This is a genomic window from Brevundimonas sp. D3-1P, assembly GCF_055809335.1.
Genome location: NZ_CM147908.1, coordinates 93,410 through 107,179, shown reverse-complemented (window position 1 = coordinate 107,179; position 13,770 = coordinate 93,410). Strand labels below are relative to the sequence as shown.

Below are 13,770 nucleotides of genomic sequence, written 5' to 3'. Positions count from 1 at the left end.
TACGGTTTCGTCAGGCTGAAGCCCGATCCAGGGCGCGCCCCGCCGCCGCCAGTTCCTCGGCCATGACCGCTTTCAACCTCCCCGGCGCCAGGATCGACGCCTGCTCGCCCCAGGTGAACAGGTGCCAGGCCAGTTCGCGCATCCCCGAGGCGCGGAACCGCACGATCACCCCGCCGTCCGCCTGATCCTCGAACGCCTGAGTGGGATGCCAGCGCCAGCCCCGGGCCTCGGCCGCGCCGTCGGGCGCGATACGGATGGCCACGTCCTCGATCTCGTCCTGATAGATGCCGAACGACTGGCTGGCGAAGGCGGCCAGGTCGAAATCGGCGGGCGGGACGGCCAAGCCGTCCTGCGGGGCGACATGGCTCATCCGATCCAGGCGGAAGGTCTGAATGCGGCCGGTCTCCCGGTCGGCCGCGACCAGATAGTTGGCCCGCCCGAACATGACGCCGCAGGGCGCCACGCTGCGTCGGCGCGGCTCCGCGCCGGGCCGGGAATAGGTGAAGCCCAGCGGCTGTTGCGCCAGCACCGCGCCGCGAATGGCCGTCAGCATCGCCTCGTCCGCCGACGGGCGCGGGCCCGCCTGGACCGCGATGGTCTCGGCCCGCACCAGGGCCTCCAGGTCCGGCGCCATCCGGTTCAAGGTCGTGGACCGCATCGCCGCCTTCAGTTTGCGCTCCAAAGCCTCCAGCGCCACCGCCCGCGCCGGTTCGCCCGCCGCGCGCAGCCCTGCGGCCGCCTTGGCCAGTTCCAGCATCTCGGTCGCCGTGGGCGCCTGTTCGAACGCCGACAGGCCGCCGCGAATGCGCCAGCGTTTGGTCGGCGGGTCCGACACCTCCTCGGCCTGCGGAAACAGCATCAGAACCGCGTCGCGCATCCGCTCGGCGGTGCGGCGACCGACCCGCATGTCGCGCGCCATCTCGTCCAGCGTCAGGCCCTCGGCGCTGGCCGCCATGCGCCGCGCAAGGTCGATCACCATCGCCGCCTTGTCGTGCCTCAACCGCCGCTCCCGATTGCTACGTCCGTTTCTGACGCAACAGTGGAGCAAAAGACCATCATCGACAAGAGGCCCATCGCTTCCAGGAGATCGTCACATGGCCCGCTTCCAACCGACTTCCGCCGTCAACGCCAGCCGCTACATCATCGTGCCCTGCGAAGCGGACGGCGCATCCGACCTGGCGGTGATCTGGGACCGCCTGGAGGAGCAGGTGGTCGACGTCATCTCAGCCGCCGCCAGCCGTCGCTATTCCGACGAGGATCTGCTGTGGGACGAGGGTCGCGCAGCCGAGACGGCGCCGGAATGGCGGATGGCCGCCTGAATAGACAAGCTTCGATCCGCGTGGGACAGTGAGACGGTCCCACGTTCGTCGGCCGATGATCGGAGCTTTCAGATGTCTTCTTCGCCGCTTGATATCCTGGCCCACCGTTTTCTTAACGCCGCCTGGTGGGCGGTGCTTATCCGGGGCGTCGCCGCCGTCATATTCGGCGTGCTGGTCTTCGCCTGGCCGGGCATCAGCCTGTTGTCCCTGATCATCGTCTATGGCGCCTACGCCGTGGTCGATGGGGTATTCGCCCTTGTTTCCGCCTTCCAGAGCAAGGGATCGGGCGTCTGGTCGCTGGTTCTGGTGGGGATCGTCAGCGTGGCCGCCGGCCTGATCGCCCTGGTCTGGCCCGGCGTGACGGCCCTGATCCTGGTGTTGATCATCGGCTGGGCCGCCGTATTCCGGGGGGTGTTCGAAATCGTCGCCGCCATTCGCCTGCGCAAGCGCCTGCCCAATGAATGGCTGCTGATCCTGGCGGGCGTAATCAGCATCCTGTTCGGCGCGGTCCTGATCGCGGCGCCCGGTCCGGGGGCGCTGGCCCTGCTGTGGCTGATCGCGACCTGGGCGGTCATCTTCGGCGTCGCCCTGATCGTCCTGGCGTTGCGGTTGAAAAAAGCGGCGGGCCGCTGACGGTCAGGCCGATCTGGGCTTGGTCCAGCGGTCGATCATACGCTGGGCCGGCTGTTCGACCAGCCGGTGCGCGACCACCGCGACCGCGACGATCAGCCCGAACATGGCGACGGCGAACAGGTCGTTCAGCCATACCGAGCCGAAGTCGATGCGCCGTCCGTTCGGCAGCCAGTCCAGCTTTCGCCCGATGATCAGCATGACCGTCAGGATGAACATATGAACCATGTAGATGGCGAAGGACCACCGGCCCAGCGTCACCAGCGCCGGCCGGTCCAAAAGGCGTGACAAGGCGCCCTCCTCGCCCGCGAACACCCAGACCAGGCCCACGAACACCAGAGTGACCGCCACCGTGATCGGTCCCGTCGCCCAGCCGACGAAGAGACAGGCCGCGACGACGGCGGCGACCTCCAGCCCTGTCGCCGCCGCTCCCTTCAGGCGCGGTACGCGGGTCCACAGCCCCTGCAACAGGCACCCCAGAAAGAAGCCGTAGACGGCGCGCGGCACGGCGAGATCGAACGTCGTGTTCATCCAGCGCCGGGCGTAGGCCAGAACGAGCGCACCGCCCACGACCGCCAGGACCAGGCCGATCCAGCGGAACCGCCTGGGCGCGATCAACACCAGACCGGCGAAGATCAGATAGCAGGCCCACTCTGCGCTCAGCGTCCACGCCGGCCCGTTCCAGGTCAGATAAGGGTGGACCCGCCAGGCCTGCACCAGCAGCAGATTGGAGAAGATCGCCTCGACCGACCGATCGCGCGTGAACGGAACGGCCCCGTCGAAGTGGAAGATCAGCCGCGCCAGTTCCAGCAAGACGAAGGCGCCCAGCATCAGCAGATGCAGCGGCCAGATCCGGCCGAACCGCCGCACCATGAAACGCCCCGCGTCCCGCCCCGACTTCAGCCGGTTCGCATAGGCATGGGCGATGACGAAACCCGACAGGACGAAGAAGTAGTCGACGAACAGATAGGCGTGCTGGACAAGCCCCCAGTCCCGCCAATGGCTGGCCACCGGCATGTGGAACATCACCACCAGAATGGCGCAGACCCCGCGCAGGGAGTCCAAGGCTTCAAATCGCTGATGTCCGACTGTCTTCACGGGCGCGTGATAGCCCCGGTGAAGGTTGCGCGATAGAGGCTTTGGCGGACTTAGCCGGGATGGCGGCTTCGCATCGCGTGGACGGATCGGTCGCACAGGTCGCGCAGGACCTCGCCGTCGATCCGATCCAGACGTGCGACATAGAGGCAACCGACGCCGGTCTTCACCTTGCCGAGCCTGCTGACCAGCCCTTCCCGCTCGGGAAATCCGCCAGCGACATAGAGCACCAGGTTTGCCTTACGCGGCGAGAAGCCGATCAGCGGCCAGTCCCCCGTCGGCCCGCCGGTGTTCCCGAAGCCGACGATGGACGTCCCCCACATGACCGCCGGCTCTCCGCTGATCTCGGTCATCAGGTCGCGGACGGCTTCGGCGTCGGCCCGGCGGCGCGGGTCCTCGACGGCGGCGAGGAAATCGTCGACCGAGGCGTCTGTCGGACGGGTCTTGGGCGCGCTGACCATGGTCCCTTAAAGCCCCTTCACAATCCCCTCGACCATCTTCTTGGCGTCGGCGAACAGCATCATGGTGTTGTCGCGGAAGAAGAGTTCGTTCTCGACGCCGGCATAGCCCGAGCCCATGCCGCGCTTGATGAACAGCACCGTGCCCGCCTTCTCGACGTCCAGGATCGGCATGCCGTAGATCGGCGACTGGGGATCGGTCTTGGCGGCGGGGTTGGTCACGTCGTTGGCGCCGATGACGAAGGCCACGTCGGCGGTGGCGAACTCGGCGTTGATGTCCTCCAGCTCGAACACCTCGTCATAGGGGACGTTCGCTTCCGCAAGCAGGACGTTCATATGGCCCGGCATCCGGCCTGCGACGGGGTGGATGGCGTATTTCACCTCGACCCCTTCCTCCTTCAGCTTGTCGGCCATTTCGCGAAGGGCGTGCTGGGCCTGGGCCACCGCCATGCCGTAGCCGGGCACGATGATGACCTTGGACGCGTTCTTCAGAATGAAGGCGGCGTCCTCGGCCGAGCCCTGTTTGACCGGCCGCGTCTCCTGAACGCCGCCAGCGCCCGCCGCGCCCGTCTCGCCGCCGAAGCCGCCCAGTATGACGCTGACGAAGCTGCGGTTCATGCCCTTGCACATGATGTAGCTGAGGATCGCGCCTGAGGACCCGACCAGGGCGCCGGTGATGATCAGGGCGATGTTCTCCAGCGTGAAGCCCAGGGCCGCCGCCGCCCAGCCGGAATAGGAGTTCAGCATCGACACGACGACGGGCATGTCGGCGCCGCCGATGGGGATGATCAGGGTCGCGCCCAGGACCAGGCTGAGCACGAACACGCCCCAGAAGGCCCAGGTCGTCTGGCCGCCCGATCCGACCATGATGCCGATCAGCAGCACCAGGACCAGCCCCAAGCCCACATTGATAAGGTGCCGCCCCGGCAGCAGGATGGGCGCCCCGCTCATGTTGCCGTTCAGTTTGGCGAAGGCGATGACCGAGCCGGTGAAGGTGATGGCCCCGATGGCCACGCCCAGAGACAGTTCGATCACCGACTGGACCTTGATCCCGCCCGCCCCGTCCGAAATGCCGAAGGCTGCGGGGGCGTAGACGGCGCCCACCGCGACCAGACAGGCGCTGAGGCCGACCAGGCTGTGGAAGGCGGCGACCAGTTGCGGCATGTCGGTCATGGCCACGCGCTTGGCGATCAGGGCGCCAGCCCCGCCGCCCACGATGACGCCGCCCGCGATCAGGGCCAGGGTCAGCGCGTCCAGAGCGCCGGTGGCCCCCAGCGTCAACAGGGTCACGCCGATGGCCAGGGCCATGCCGATCATGCCGAAGGCGGCGCCCCGCCGGCTGGTCTCGGGGCTGGACAGGCCGCGCAGCGACAGGATGAACAAGACGCCCGACGCCAGATAGGCCAGCGCGGCCAAAGACGCGGTAAGCGATGCGGTCATCGCGCCCCTCCCCTCACGACGTGCGCGCCAGCCGCCACAGGGCGGCGGCGATGAACAGCGGGCCGATGAAGAACAGGGCCCATTCGAAGACGCCCAGCGGCCGGTCCTGCGTCACCACCCGGACCAGGATGGCCGAGAAGACCAGGGCGATGCCGCAGTCGTGCAGCCGCTGGCGCTTGATCGGAACCCGGGTTCCGAACCAGCCGTACAGCCACAGGCCGAACCCGACGCCGGTGGCGACCCAGGACCCGACGATGGCGATCTGCGCGGCGTCGGTCACGAAGACGCCTTTGGAGCGGCCGGCCGCTCCTTCTTCTTGTACATGGCCAGCATCCGCCGCGTGACCATGAAGCCGCCGAAGATGTTGACGCTGGCCAGGGTGACGGCCGCCACGCCCGCCCCCTTGGCGACCCAGGCGCCGGGACCGGCCGCATTCCCTGACACGGCCGCCGCCGCGATCAGGCCGCCGACGATGATGACGCTGGAAATGGCGTTGGTCACGGCCATCAGCGGCGTGTGCAGCGCCGGCGTCACGCTCCAGACGACATAATAGCCGACGAAGATGGCCAGGACGAAGATGGCCAGGCGGAAGACGGTGGGATCGACGTGTTCCATCAGCTTGCTCCCTTGATCCCTTCATGCACCACGGCCCCGCCGTCGGTGACGACCGCCGCCTTCAGGATCTCGTCCTCAAGATCGACCGTCAGCGCGCCGTCCTTGACCATCAGCCCGACGAAGGCCGTCAGGTTGCGGGCGTAGAGGGCGCTGGCGTCGGCGGCGATACGGCCCGGCATATTGGCCCAGCCGACGATGGTGACGCCATTGGCCGTGGTCACGACCTCGTTCAGCTTCGAACCCTCGACGTTTCCGCCCGCCTCGACCGCCAGATCGACGATGACCGAGCCGGGCTTCATCGAGGCGACGTGGTCAGCGGTCAGCAGGATCGGGGCGGCGCGGCCGGGGATCAGGGCGGTGGTGATGACGACGTCCTGCTTGACCACATGGGTCGCGGTCAGTTCGGCCTGTTTGGCCTGATATTCGGCGGACATCGGCTTGGCGTAGCCGCCGGCGGTCTGGGCGTTCCTGAACTCCTCGTCCTCGACGGCCAGGAATTTCGGCGCCCAGGCTTTCGACCTGTTCCTTGGTCGCGGGGCGAACGTCTGTCGCGGTGACGACGGCGCCCAGGCGGCGCGCGGTGGCGATGGCCTGAAGCCCGGCGACCCCGACGCCCATGACGAAACATTTGGCGGCCGCGACCGTGCCCGCCGCCGTCATCATCATCGGGAAGCCCTTGCCATAGGCGTAGGCCGCCTCGATCACCGCGCGGTATCCGGCCAGGTTGGCCTGAGACGACAGGACGTCCATGACCTGGGCGCGGGTGATGCGGGGCACGAACTCCATGGCGAAGGCAGTGGCGTTGGCCCCGGCCAGGGCGTCGACGGTGGCCTTGTCACGATAGGCGTCCATCATGGCGATGACGATGGCGCCGGGCTTCAGCGCGCTGGTTTCCTGAGCCGTGGGGCCGCGCACCTTCAGCACGATGTCGGCGCCGTCCAGAACGGCGCGCGTGTCCGGCCTCACCACCGCCCCGGCGGCGGCGTAGTCGGCGTCGGGAATGGAGGAGCCCAGGCCCGTACCGGCCTCGACCGCGACAGTCGCGCCCAAAGCGATCAGCTTCTTCACCGTTTCGGGCGTCACGGCGCAGCGCGTCTCGCCTTCGCGGCGTTCCCGGGTGACGGCGACTGAGACGGTCAAGCGAATCCCCTCGTTCTCGTGGTTGAACGAAGGTTAGGCCGTTCCGGCGCAAGCCGTCAAAGCACGGTTACGCCAAGGCTTGGAGAGAGGCGGCGATCGATCCTAGTGCGCGGCGCCGCGCTTTGGCCTCAGAGCCACGAAGCCCACGCCGCCCAGAACGACCGCCCCCAGCAACGCGACCATGAAGCTGCCGCCGGGATGGAACCAGAGCGTCAGGAAGACGACCAGCACGGAGACGGCCAGTCCGCCCCATTTGGCCAGGTTCAGGAACAGGCGATAGGTGGAGATCTGCTCGCGCACCTCCATATGGCCGCGCATATAGCTTTGCGCATCGGCGTCAGCCGGACCTGTGGCGGCATTGTCGTGGTCGGCCATGGCGTCGTCCCCTCGTCTTTTCCTCGCCCCGACTATAGCGAGGCGTCCTCGCGGCTCAAGTCCGGCGCGTTCAGCCCAGGGCCTCGAACTGATCGACCAGCCGCTCCAGACGCTGGCAGCCGACGCTCCAGAAGGCCGGATCGCGCGGATTCAGGCCGAACGGCTTCAACGCCTCGACATAGGTCCGCGTCCCGCCTCCGGCCAGCAGATCGCGATACAGGGGCGTGAACCCCGCCGGATCGGCGCGCCGCGCCTCCATCAGGGCCGCCACCAAGAGGTCGCCGAAGGCGTAGGCGTAGACGTAGAAGGGCGAATGGACGAAGTGGCTGACGTAGGCCCACCAGTGCTCGTAGCCGGGGTTCAGCTTGACCGCCGGCCCCAGCGAGGCGCCCATTTCCTCCAGCCACAGCTGGTTGATCCGCGTCTGGGACACTTCGCCCCGCAGCCGCTCGTCGTGGAAACGGGTCTCGAACCGGTGGAAAGCGATCTGGCGGACGACGGTGTTCAGTCCGTCCTCGATCCGTCCGGCCAGCAGGCCCCGCTGCTCGGCCTTGGGCGCGGTGGCCAGCAAACGGTCGAAGGTCAGGCCCTCGGCGAAGATGGAGGCGGTCTCGGCCAGGGTCAGGGGGGTGTCGGCCAGCAAGGTGCCCTGGTCCGCCGCCAGGGTCTGGTGGACGCCGTGCCCCAGTTCATGGGCCAGGGTCAGGACGTCGCGCCGCTCGCCCATCCAGTTCAGGAAGACATAGGGGTGGCGGTCGGCGGTCACGGGGTGGGCGTAGGCGCCCGACTGTTTGCCCGGCCGCGCGCGGCCGTCGATCCACGGCTTGTCGAAGAAGGCGCCGGCCCGATCGGCGAAGTCGCCGCCCAGGTCCGAGAAACTGTCCAGCACGATCTCTCGTCCCTGGCTCCAGGTGAAGGCGCGCGGGGCGGTGGTTTCGATGGGGGCGTTGCGATCCCAGTGATCCAGCCGCGACTTGCCCATCGCCTTGGCCTTCAGCGCGTAATAGCGGTGCGACAGGCGTGGATAGGCGGCGGCCACCGCCTCGGCCATCGCATCCACCGCCTCGCCGTCGACCTCATTGGCCAGGTGGCGGCTGTCGGCGGGGCGTTTGAAGCCGCGCCAGCGATCCTCCATCGCCTTGTCGGCGGCGACGGTGTTCAGCACCAGGGCCAGGGTCGGGGCGCGGGCGGCCAGCGCTTCGGACAGGCCCTCGGCCGCGGCCTTGCGACGCGCGGGCTTGACGTCCGACAGACGGTTCAGGGCCTCGGCCAGGGTCAGGTCTTCGCCGCCGGCCTTGGCCCGCAAGGCAGCCAGTTGCTCGTCGAACAGGCGCGGCCACTGGGCCGTTATCGGGCCGCGTTCGGCGATGAAGGTTTCCAGCTCGGTCGAAAGTTCGTGCGGCTTCATCGCCCGCACCCGTCGCAGCCACGGCCGCCAGCGCGCCGCGCCTTCATGAGCGTCCAGCGCCGCCTCCAGCGCCGCATCGTCGATCCGGTTGATCTCCAGCGTCAGCCAGACGGTCGGGGTGGCGATGGCGGTGATCTTCTCGCGCACGTCCGCCTCGAACCCCTGGGCGGCCGCATCGTCGCGCGCGGTCGAGGCCGACAGGAAGGCATAGGCCCCCAGGGCGCCCAGCACGTCCGACGCCTGTTCATACAGGCCGATGGCCTGATCCAGCACGGCGCCCAGTTGTCGCGGGTCCCGATCCGCCGCCTCCGTCTCCGCCGCCAGCCGTCCCCGAAGGGCGTTCAAGGCGTCGACCAGCGCCTTCGCCTTGTCCAGATCGGCGGCGAGCCGAGCATCCTCGCGCGAGGCGTAGAGGTCGGTCAGGTCCCAAAGCGGGGCTTCGGCGCTGGGCGTCTTGAAGGGAGCGTTCATGGCCCTGTTCTGGGGACGCCCGCCGCGAGGCGCAACCTTTGACGCCGTTAACCCGCCGCTCACCACGCCGCACAACGCCATTTTCACCTCATCGGCGCTAGAACCGTCCCGAAACAGGCCACCTGCGTCAAGGCGGCCGAGACGAAGAGGCGGCTCCCCATGGCCAAGACCATCCTGGTCGTCGACGACGATCCGACCCAGCGCCGCCTGATCCAGGCCGTGCTGGAGCGCGACGGCTATGCGGTCGTCCATGCGGCCGGCGGCGGCGAGGCCATCGACCGGATGACGCGGGGCGGCGGGGCGGACCTGATCCTGCTGGACATGGTGATGCCCGAGATGTCGGGCCTGGAATGCCTGGCCGAACTGCGCAGCGCCGGCGTCGCCGAGCCGGTCATCGTGCTGACGGCCAACGGCGGCATCGACATGGTGGTCAAGGCCATGCAGGCCGGGGCCCAGGACTTCTTCGTCAAGCCGGTGGGGCCGGAACGGCTGCTGGTCGGGGTGCGCAACGCGCTTCAGATGAAGCGGCTGACGGCCGAGGTCGGACGCCTGACCAAGCGCGCCCAGGGCCGCGCCAATTTCGACGACATCGTGGGCGACAGCCCGGCGATGCGGATGGTCAAGGCGCTGGGCGTGCGCGCCGCCAAATCCTCCATCCCCGTCCTGATCACCGGCGAGAGCGGCGTCGGCAAGGAGGTGATCGCCCGCGCCCTGCACGGCGCCAGCGACCGGGCCGGCAAACCCTTCGTCGCCGTCAACTGCGGCGCCCTGCCCGCCAATCTGATCGAATCCATCCTGTTCGGCCACGAGAAGGGCGCCTTCACCGGGGCGGTCGACAAGACGCTGGGCAAGTTCCGCGAGGCGGACGGCGGCACCCTGTTCCTAGACGAGATCGGCGAGCTGCCGCTGGACATGCAGGTCAAGCTGCTGCGCGCCCTGCAGGAAGGCGAGATCGACCCGGTCGGCGGCAAGCGCCCGGTCAAGATCGACGTCCGCATCGTCTCGGCCACCAATCGCGATCCGGCGCAGCAGGTGCGCGACGGCGCCTTCCGCGAGGACCTGTTCTATCGGCTGAACGTGTTTCCGATCGAGGCCCCGTCCCTGCGCGACCGGCGCGAGGACATCCCCGCCCTGGTCGAGCATTTCATCGCCCGTTTCAACGCCGAGGAGGGCAAGCGGATCGCCGGCTGCGCGCCCGAGACCCTGGCCCTGCTGCAGGGCTTCGACTGGCCGGGCAATGTCCGCCAGCTGGAGAATGCGGTGTTTCGCGCCATCGTCCTGGCCGACGCCCCCTTCCTGCAGCCGCACGATTTCCCGGCCATCTCCGGCGTCGCCGCCCCGCTGCCCGACGCCGCCCCGCTCCAGGCCGCGACGGCCGCCAGCGTTCAGACCAAGGCCGCCGTCGGCGCCGATCCGCCGATCCGCATCCTGGACGAACGCGGCCATCTGCGCACGCTGGAAGACATCGAACGCGACCTGATCCAGCACGCCATCGAGGTTTACGCCGGCCACATGAGCGAGATCGCGCGGCGCCTGGGGATCGGCCGTTCCACCCTGTATCGCAAGGTCCGCGAACAGGGGCTGGAAGGTCAGTTGAAAGAGGCGGGGTGAGGTTGAAGCTCTTTTCCTCCCTGCTTCGCGGGGAGGTGGCGCGGCGCGTCTTCCGCGCCGTGACGGAGGGGCTTCTCACCGCATGATAGGCGCCTTTTTAGGCTTCAAGAGCCCCTCCACCGCTTCGCGGTCCCCCTCCCCATGAAATGGGAAGGAGACAGTCATTCCTGCCTCTTGCGCCCCCACCGCCGTTTCGGCCCTTCGCCCTTGGCCTTGGCGGCGATCTCTTTCAGCTTGCGGCCCTGCATGGCCGACAGGGCCTGGCCGGGGACGCCCTTTTCGGGGTCGGCGAAGGCGCGGCCGTGGGTCTTGACGCGGTCGCTGACCGAATCGAGGAATTCGCCCTCCCATTCGGACAGGGAGACGCCCGCCTTCTCGGCCGAGCGGCGGGCGCGTCTCAGGGCGTTCAAGGCGGCGCGCTGGGCCGCCTTGCGCTGGGCCTCGAAGGGGCTGTCGGAAGGCGGTTTGCGCTTCAGCCCCCAGCTCCTCAGACTTCGCCGAGGGCGGACAAATAGAGGTCCAGAATGGCCTCTTCCTCCTGGCGCTTGGCCTTGTCCTGCTTCCTGATGCGGATGACCTTACGCAGGACCTTGACGTCGTAGCCTTCGCCCTTGGCCTCGGCGAAAACCTCCTTCATGTCGGTCATGACGGCCTGCTTGTCCTCTTCGAGGCGTTCCAGCCGCTCGATGATGGTGCGCAGGCGCCCTTGCGCCGTCGAGGTGAGAACGTCGGGACCGCCGTCGAAGGAGGCGTCGTCAGCCATTGGGGAATACTCCAGAAATCAGGCGCGGACGCTAACCATGCCGCCGGGCGCGCGACAACCGCGAACACGAAAAAGGCCGCGGACGAAGGCCCGCAGCCTGTGGATCGTAGACTTTCCTGCCCCGCCGCCGACCTTCGGCCGACCTGAGCGCGACGCCCCTGAACGGGGCGCAGGAAGTCCTTAGCCCTGCTTGGCCTTGAAGCGCGGGTCGGTCTTGTTGATGACGAAGACGACGCCCTTGCGACGCACGATCTTGCAATCGCGGTGGCGGGTCTTCAGGGACTTGAGCGAGCTACGGACCTTCATGGTCGGACGTCCTGAGAGAAACCAATAAGAAAGCCGCTGACCCGGTCGGATCGCGGCGGAGGCGGTCGTATAGAGAGCGGGGTCGCGAAGGTCAAGCCGCCAAGGGCCGAAACCGCATAAACCCCAGGCCCAGCCTGCTCCAGACCCCTGCTCCAAACTGTGCTCAAGCAGCCCAAAGGGCGATAGCACGATCAAAAAGAGCTGGAGGCCTGACCTCCGAGTCGAACGGAGGGTTTTCGGGTTTGCACGCCCGCCGCGTCGCCACTCCGCCATCAGGCCGTCACAGGACAGGTGCGGTCATACGCCGCAGCGGTTAAGGCGTCGACGAAAATCAGGGTTAACGCTCCTGACAGGCGCAGGCCCCGCAACGGATTCGCGCCGCAGGCGATTTAGGATCGGAAGACAGCCCTTCGCGCGGATGTCATTTCACCTGTCGGGTCGGGGGCTTTAGTCTGAATCGCATGCGTTTTTCCTATCGTCTTCTCCTGATCTTCAGCGTCTCGGCCTGCGCGCCCATGTTGCCCGAACCGCCGGCCCGACCCCCCAGCCCCCAACCGGAGGCGCCGGCCGGACAGCCCGCCGCGACGCCGGCCCCCGCGCCGCAACCGCCGCTGGCCGCCTATGACCAACAGGGGTTCGAGGGCTGGAAGCAGGGCTTCCTGGCCAGGAAGGGCGGCGCGCGGCGGGCCGAATACGCCCGCGAGCTGGAGGGGCTGACGCCCGACCCGACGGTGGTGCGGCTGGACCGGAACCAGCCGGAGTTCTCCAAGCCCGCCGGCGCCTATGTCCAGAACGCCGTGACCTCGGTGCGGATCGCCCAGGCCAAGCAGCGGATCGACCGCGTGCCGTGGCCGGTGGTCCAGCGATTCGGCGTGCCCAGCGAAATCCTGGTCGGGGTCTGGGCTCAGGAAAGCGCCTTCGGCCAGGTCCAGGGCGACTATGACGTGATCCGCTCCCTGGCGACCCTGGCCTATGACGGGCGCCGTCGCGACTGGGCCGAGGGCCAGTTGAAGGACGCGCTGGACATCGTGGTGGACGGGCGTCGAGAGCGCGCGGGCCTGAAGGGCAGCTGGGCCGGGGCCATGGGCCAGACCCAGTTCATGCCCGACAACTATCTGCGCCTGGGCGTGGACCAGGACGGCGACGGCAAGGTGGACATCTGGGACGACGACGCCGACGCCCTGGCCTCCGCCGCCAATCTGCTGGCCCAGGCCGGATGGAAACGCGGCCAGGGCTGGGGCTATGAAGTCGTCCTGCCCCCCGGCTTCGACTACGCCGAGGCGGAAGGGCCCAAGCACGACTGGGCCTATTGGGCGGCCAAGGGGGTGCGGCTGGCGCAGGGCGGCACGCCGAACGGCGCCGAGGCGCTGGAAGCGGCGACCATCCTGCTGCCGCAAGGGGCGAACGGGCCGGCCTTCCTGGCCCTGCCGAACCACTACGTCATCCGCCGCTACAACAACTCGGTCAGCTACGCCCTGGCCATCGGCCTGACGGCGGACGGGATCATGGGCAAGCCGCCCCTGACCAAGGCCTGGCCCAACGATCCATCCATGTCGCGCGACCAGCGGATCGGGGCGCAGCGGGCGCTGACGCGGCTGGGCTACGACACCCGCGGGGTGGACGGGGTGATCGGATCGAACACCCGCGCGGCCCTGCGCCGCTGGCAGATCGCCACGGGCCGGATCGCCGACGGCTATCTGACGCCGGCCCTGGCCGACGAACTGATCCGCCGGGCGGGCTGAGGACGAAAATTCGGGCATGGTTCGACGCTCCTGCCGTCGCGGGCGGAGGTGTTGGAGGGCTGGGCGGAGCGCCGGGCCTTCGCCCGGAGTGTGAGTTTGTAAGTACCGTTTCGACGAAGGGTATGACGCTCCGCGCGGTTGGTTGGCCTGCAAGCTCGGGGCGCCGAGCGGTGGCGGTCTTATCGCCTAACCCCATAAGCCTGCGACGGGTCGGCGGGGTCTGCGAAACCCCGTCCCGAGTGCGGCCGAGTATCCCCCTCGACCCTCCGACGGCGCACCGTGTCGCCGCCGGCGCGATGGAGTTTCGCCATCGCTCCCGTTCCATCCGCTCCCGCCGCCGCAAGGTCGCAGGCCAGGCGAGCCCTCCGATGCGACGAGACGGGGTGAGAATACGCGC

General features: G+C 68.4%; 15 protein-coding genes, 1 tRNA gene and 1 pseudogene. 4 read left to right on the top strand and 13 right to left on the bottom strand.

The genetic code is table 11. The features are described 5' to 3' along the window. Positions 1 to 10: 10 nt before the first annotated feature. Positions 11 to 1,000 carry a helix-turn-helix transcriptional regulator gene (locus tag AC0L6G_RS00560; protein ID WP_473252713.1) on the bottom strand — a complete coding sequence of 330 codons (990 nt, stop codon included), beginning with the start codon at positions 998 to 1,000 and terminating at the stop codon, positions 11 to 13. Positions 1,001 to 1,094: 94 nt separating this feature from the next. Here AC0L6G_RS00560 and AC0L6G_RS00555 point away from each other — a divergent pair, with 94 nt between their 5' ends. Together AC0L6G_RS00555 and AC0L6G_RS00550 are read left to right on the top strand one after the other, a co-directional pair. Beyond that, complete coding sequence (locus tag AC0L6G_RS00555) at positions 1,095 to 1,319, top strand: hypothetical protein (RefSeq protein ID WP_293824314.1); 225 nt, start codon at positions 1,095 to 1,097, stop codon at positions 1,317 to 1,319. Between the two features lie 72 nt (positions 1,320 to 1,391). Then, positions 1,392 to 1,952, top strand: a complete 561-nt coding sequence (locus tag AC0L6G_RS00550) for an HdeD family acid-resistance protein (protein WP_293824312.1) — start codon at positions 1,392 to 1,394, stop codon at positions 1,950 to 1,952. A 3-nt stretch (positions 1,953 to 1,955) separates the two neighbouring features. Here AC0L6G_RS00550 and AC0L6G_RS00545 read toward each other — a convergent pair whose 3' ends face one another. From AC0L6G_RS00545 to AC0L6G_RS00510, 8 genes and pseudogenes are all read right to left on the bottom strand, one after another. Then, complete coding sequence (locus tag AC0L6G_RS00545; RefSeq protein ID WP_293824310.1) at positions 1,956 to 3,014, bottom strand: acyltransferase family protein; 1,059 nt, start codon at positions 3,012 to 3,014, stop codon at positions 1,956 to 1,958. A gap of 83 nt (positions 3,015 to 3,097) precedes the next feature. Then, complete coding sequence (locus tag AC0L6G_RS00540) at positions 3,098 to 3,505, bottom strand: DUF1801 domain-containing protein (RefSeq protein ID WP_293824308.1); 408 nt, start codon at positions 3,503 to 3,505, stop codon at positions 3,098 to 3,100. Positions 3,506 to 3,511: 6 nt separating this feature from the next. Beyond that, complete coding sequence (locus AC0L6G_RS00535) at positions 3,512 to 4,942, bottom strand: NAD(P)(+) transhydrogenase (Re/Si-specific) subunit beta (RefSeq protein ID WP_473252712.1); 1,431 nt, start codon at positions 4,940 to 4,942, stop codon at positions 3,512 to 3,514. Between the two features lie 13 nt (positions 4,943 to 4,955). Beyond that, positions 4,956 to 5,222: a hypothetical protein gene (locus tag AC0L6G_RS00530; RefSeq protein ID WP_291537254.1), complete on the bottom strand. Its 267-nt coding sequence runs from the start codon at positions 5,220 to 5,222 to the stop codon at positions 4,956 to 4,958. Further along, positions 5,219 to 5,557 carry an NAD(P) transhydrogenase subunit alpha part 2 gene (locus AC0L6G_RS00525; RefSeq protein WP_293824304.1) on the bottom strand — a complete coding sequence of 113 codons (339 nt, stop codon included), beginning with the start codon at positions 5,555 to 5,557 and terminating at the stop codon, positions 5,219 to 5,221. The genes AC0L6G_RS00530 and AC0L6G_RS00525 overlap by 4 nt, the downstream gene beginning before the upstream one ends. Next, positions 5,557 to 6,697: pseudogene (locus AC0L6G_RS00520) on the bottom strand (Re/Si-specific NAD(P)(+) transhydrogenase subunit alpha). The gene AC0L6G_RS00525 and the pseudogene AC0L6G_RS00520 overlap by 1 nt, the downstream one beginning before the upstream one ends. A 102-nt stretch (positions 6,698 to 6,799) precedes the next feature. Then, positions 6,800 to 7,072, bottom strand: a complete 273-nt coding sequence (locus AC0L6G_RS00515) for an aa3-type cytochrome c oxidase subunit IV (protein ID WP_291537251.1) — start codon at positions 7,070 to 7,072, stop codon at positions 6,800 to 6,802. A gap of 70 nt (positions 7,073 to 7,142) precedes the next feature. Then, positions 7,143 to 8,951, bottom strand: coding sequence for a M3 family oligoendopeptidase (locus AC0L6G_RS00510; protein ID WP_473252711.1), 1,809 nt, complete (start codon positions 8,949 to 8,951; stop codon positions 7,143 to 7,145). Positions 8,952 to 9,110: 159 nt separating this feature from the next. Here AC0L6G_RS00510 and AC0L6G_RS00505 point away from each other — a divergent pair, with 159 nt between their 5' ends. Continuing rightward, positions 9,111 to 10,562, top strand: coding sequence for a sigma-54-dependent transcriptional regulator (locus AC0L6G_RS00505; protein WP_293824299.1), 1,452 nt, complete (start codon positions 9,111 to 9,113; stop codon positions 10,560 to 10,562). A gap of 161 nt (positions 10,563 to 10,723) precedes the next feature. On the opposite strand, the gene AC0L6G_RS00500 is transcribed toward AC0L6G_RS00505, so the two are convergent. From AC0L6G_RS00500 to AC0L6G_RS00485, 4 genes are all read right to left on the bottom strand, one after another. Next, complete coding sequence (locus tag AC0L6G_RS00500) at positions 10,724 to 11,038, bottom strand: hypothetical protein (protein ID WP_293824518.1); 315 nt, start codon at positions 11,036 to 11,038, stop codon at positions 10,724 to 10,726. 11 nt (positions 11,039 to 11,049) lie between these two features. Continuing rightward, entirely contained in the window at positions 11,050 to 11,325 is a 276-nt protein-coding gene (gene gapR, locus AC0L6G_RS00495; RefSeq protein WP_292178386.1) for a nucleoid-associated protein GapR, read from the bottom strand. 180 nt (positions 11,326 to 11,505) lie between these two features. Beyond that, positions 11,506 to 11,631: a type B 50S ribosomal protein L36 gene (gene ykgO, locus AC0L6G_RS00490; RefSeq protein WP_131254103.1), complete on the bottom strand. Its 126-nt coding sequence runs from the start codon at positions 11,629 to 11,631 to the stop codon at positions 11,506 to 11,508. Positions 11,632 to 11,833: 202 nt separating this feature from the next. Further along, positions 11,834 to 11,910 (bottom strand) — tRNA-OTHER (locus tag AC0L6G_RS00485). Between the two features lie 182 nt (positions 11,911 to 12,092). Here AC0L6G_RS00485 and AC0L6G_RS00480 point away from each other — a divergent pair. After that, entirely contained in the window at positions 12,093 to 13,373 is a 1,281-nt protein-coding gene (locus AC0L6G_RS00480; protein ID WP_291537248.1) for a lytic murein transglycosylase, read from the top strand. Positions 13,374 to 13,770: the final 397 nt, after the last annotated feature.

What these genes read in the sequence shown, in the direction of transcription:
- AC0L6G_RS00555 (WP_293824314.1), top strand. Translation starts at nt 1,095, where the DNA reads ATGGCCCGCTTCCAACCGACTTCCGCCGTCAACGCCAGCCGCTACATC.
- AC0L6G_RS00550 (WP_293824312.1), top strand. Translation starts at nt 1,392, where the DNA reads ATGTCTTCTTCGCCGCTTGATATCCTGGCCCACCGTTTTCTTAACGCC.
- AC0L6G_RS00540 (WP_293824308.1), bottom strand. Translation starts at nt 3,505, where the DNA reads ATGGTCAGCGCGCCCAAGACCCGTCCGACAGACGCCTCGGTCGACGAT.
- AC0L6G_RS00535 (WP_473252712.1), bottom strand. Translation starts at nt 4,942, where the DNA reads ATGACCGCATCGCTTACCGCGTCTTTGGCCGCGCTGGCCTATCTGGCG.
- AC0L6G_RS00525 (WP_293824304.1), bottom strand. Translation starts at nt 5,557, where the DNA reads ATGGAACACGTCGATCCCACCGTCTTCCGCCTGGCCATCTTCGTCCTG.
- AC0L6G_RS00515 (WP_291537251.1), bottom strand. Translation starts at nt 7,072, where the DNA reads ATGGCCGACCACGACAATGCCGCCACAGGTCCGGCTGACGCCGATGCG.
- AC0L6G_RS00510 (WP_473252711.1), bottom strand. Translation starts at nt 8,951, where the DNA reads ATGAACGCTCCCTTCAAGACGCCCAGCGCCGAAGCCCCGCTTTGGGAC.
- AC0L6G_RS00505 (WP_293824299.1), top strand. Translation starts at nt 9,111, where the DNA reads ATGGCCAAGACCATCCTGGTCGTCGACGACGATCCGACCCAGCGCCGC.
- gapR (WP_292178386.1), bottom strand. Translation starts at nt 11,325, where the DNA reads ATGGCTGACGACGCCTCCTTCGACGGCGGTCCCGACGTTCTCACCTCG.
- ykgO (WP_131254103.1), bottom strand. Translation starts at nt 11,631, where the DNA reads ATGAAGGTCCGTAGCTCGCTCAAGTCCCTGAAGACCCGCCACCGCGAT.
- AC0L6G_RS00480 (WP_291537248.1), top strand. Translation starts at nt 12,093, where the DNA reads ATGCGTTTTTCCTATCGTCTTCTCCTGATCTTCAGCGTCTCGGCCTGC.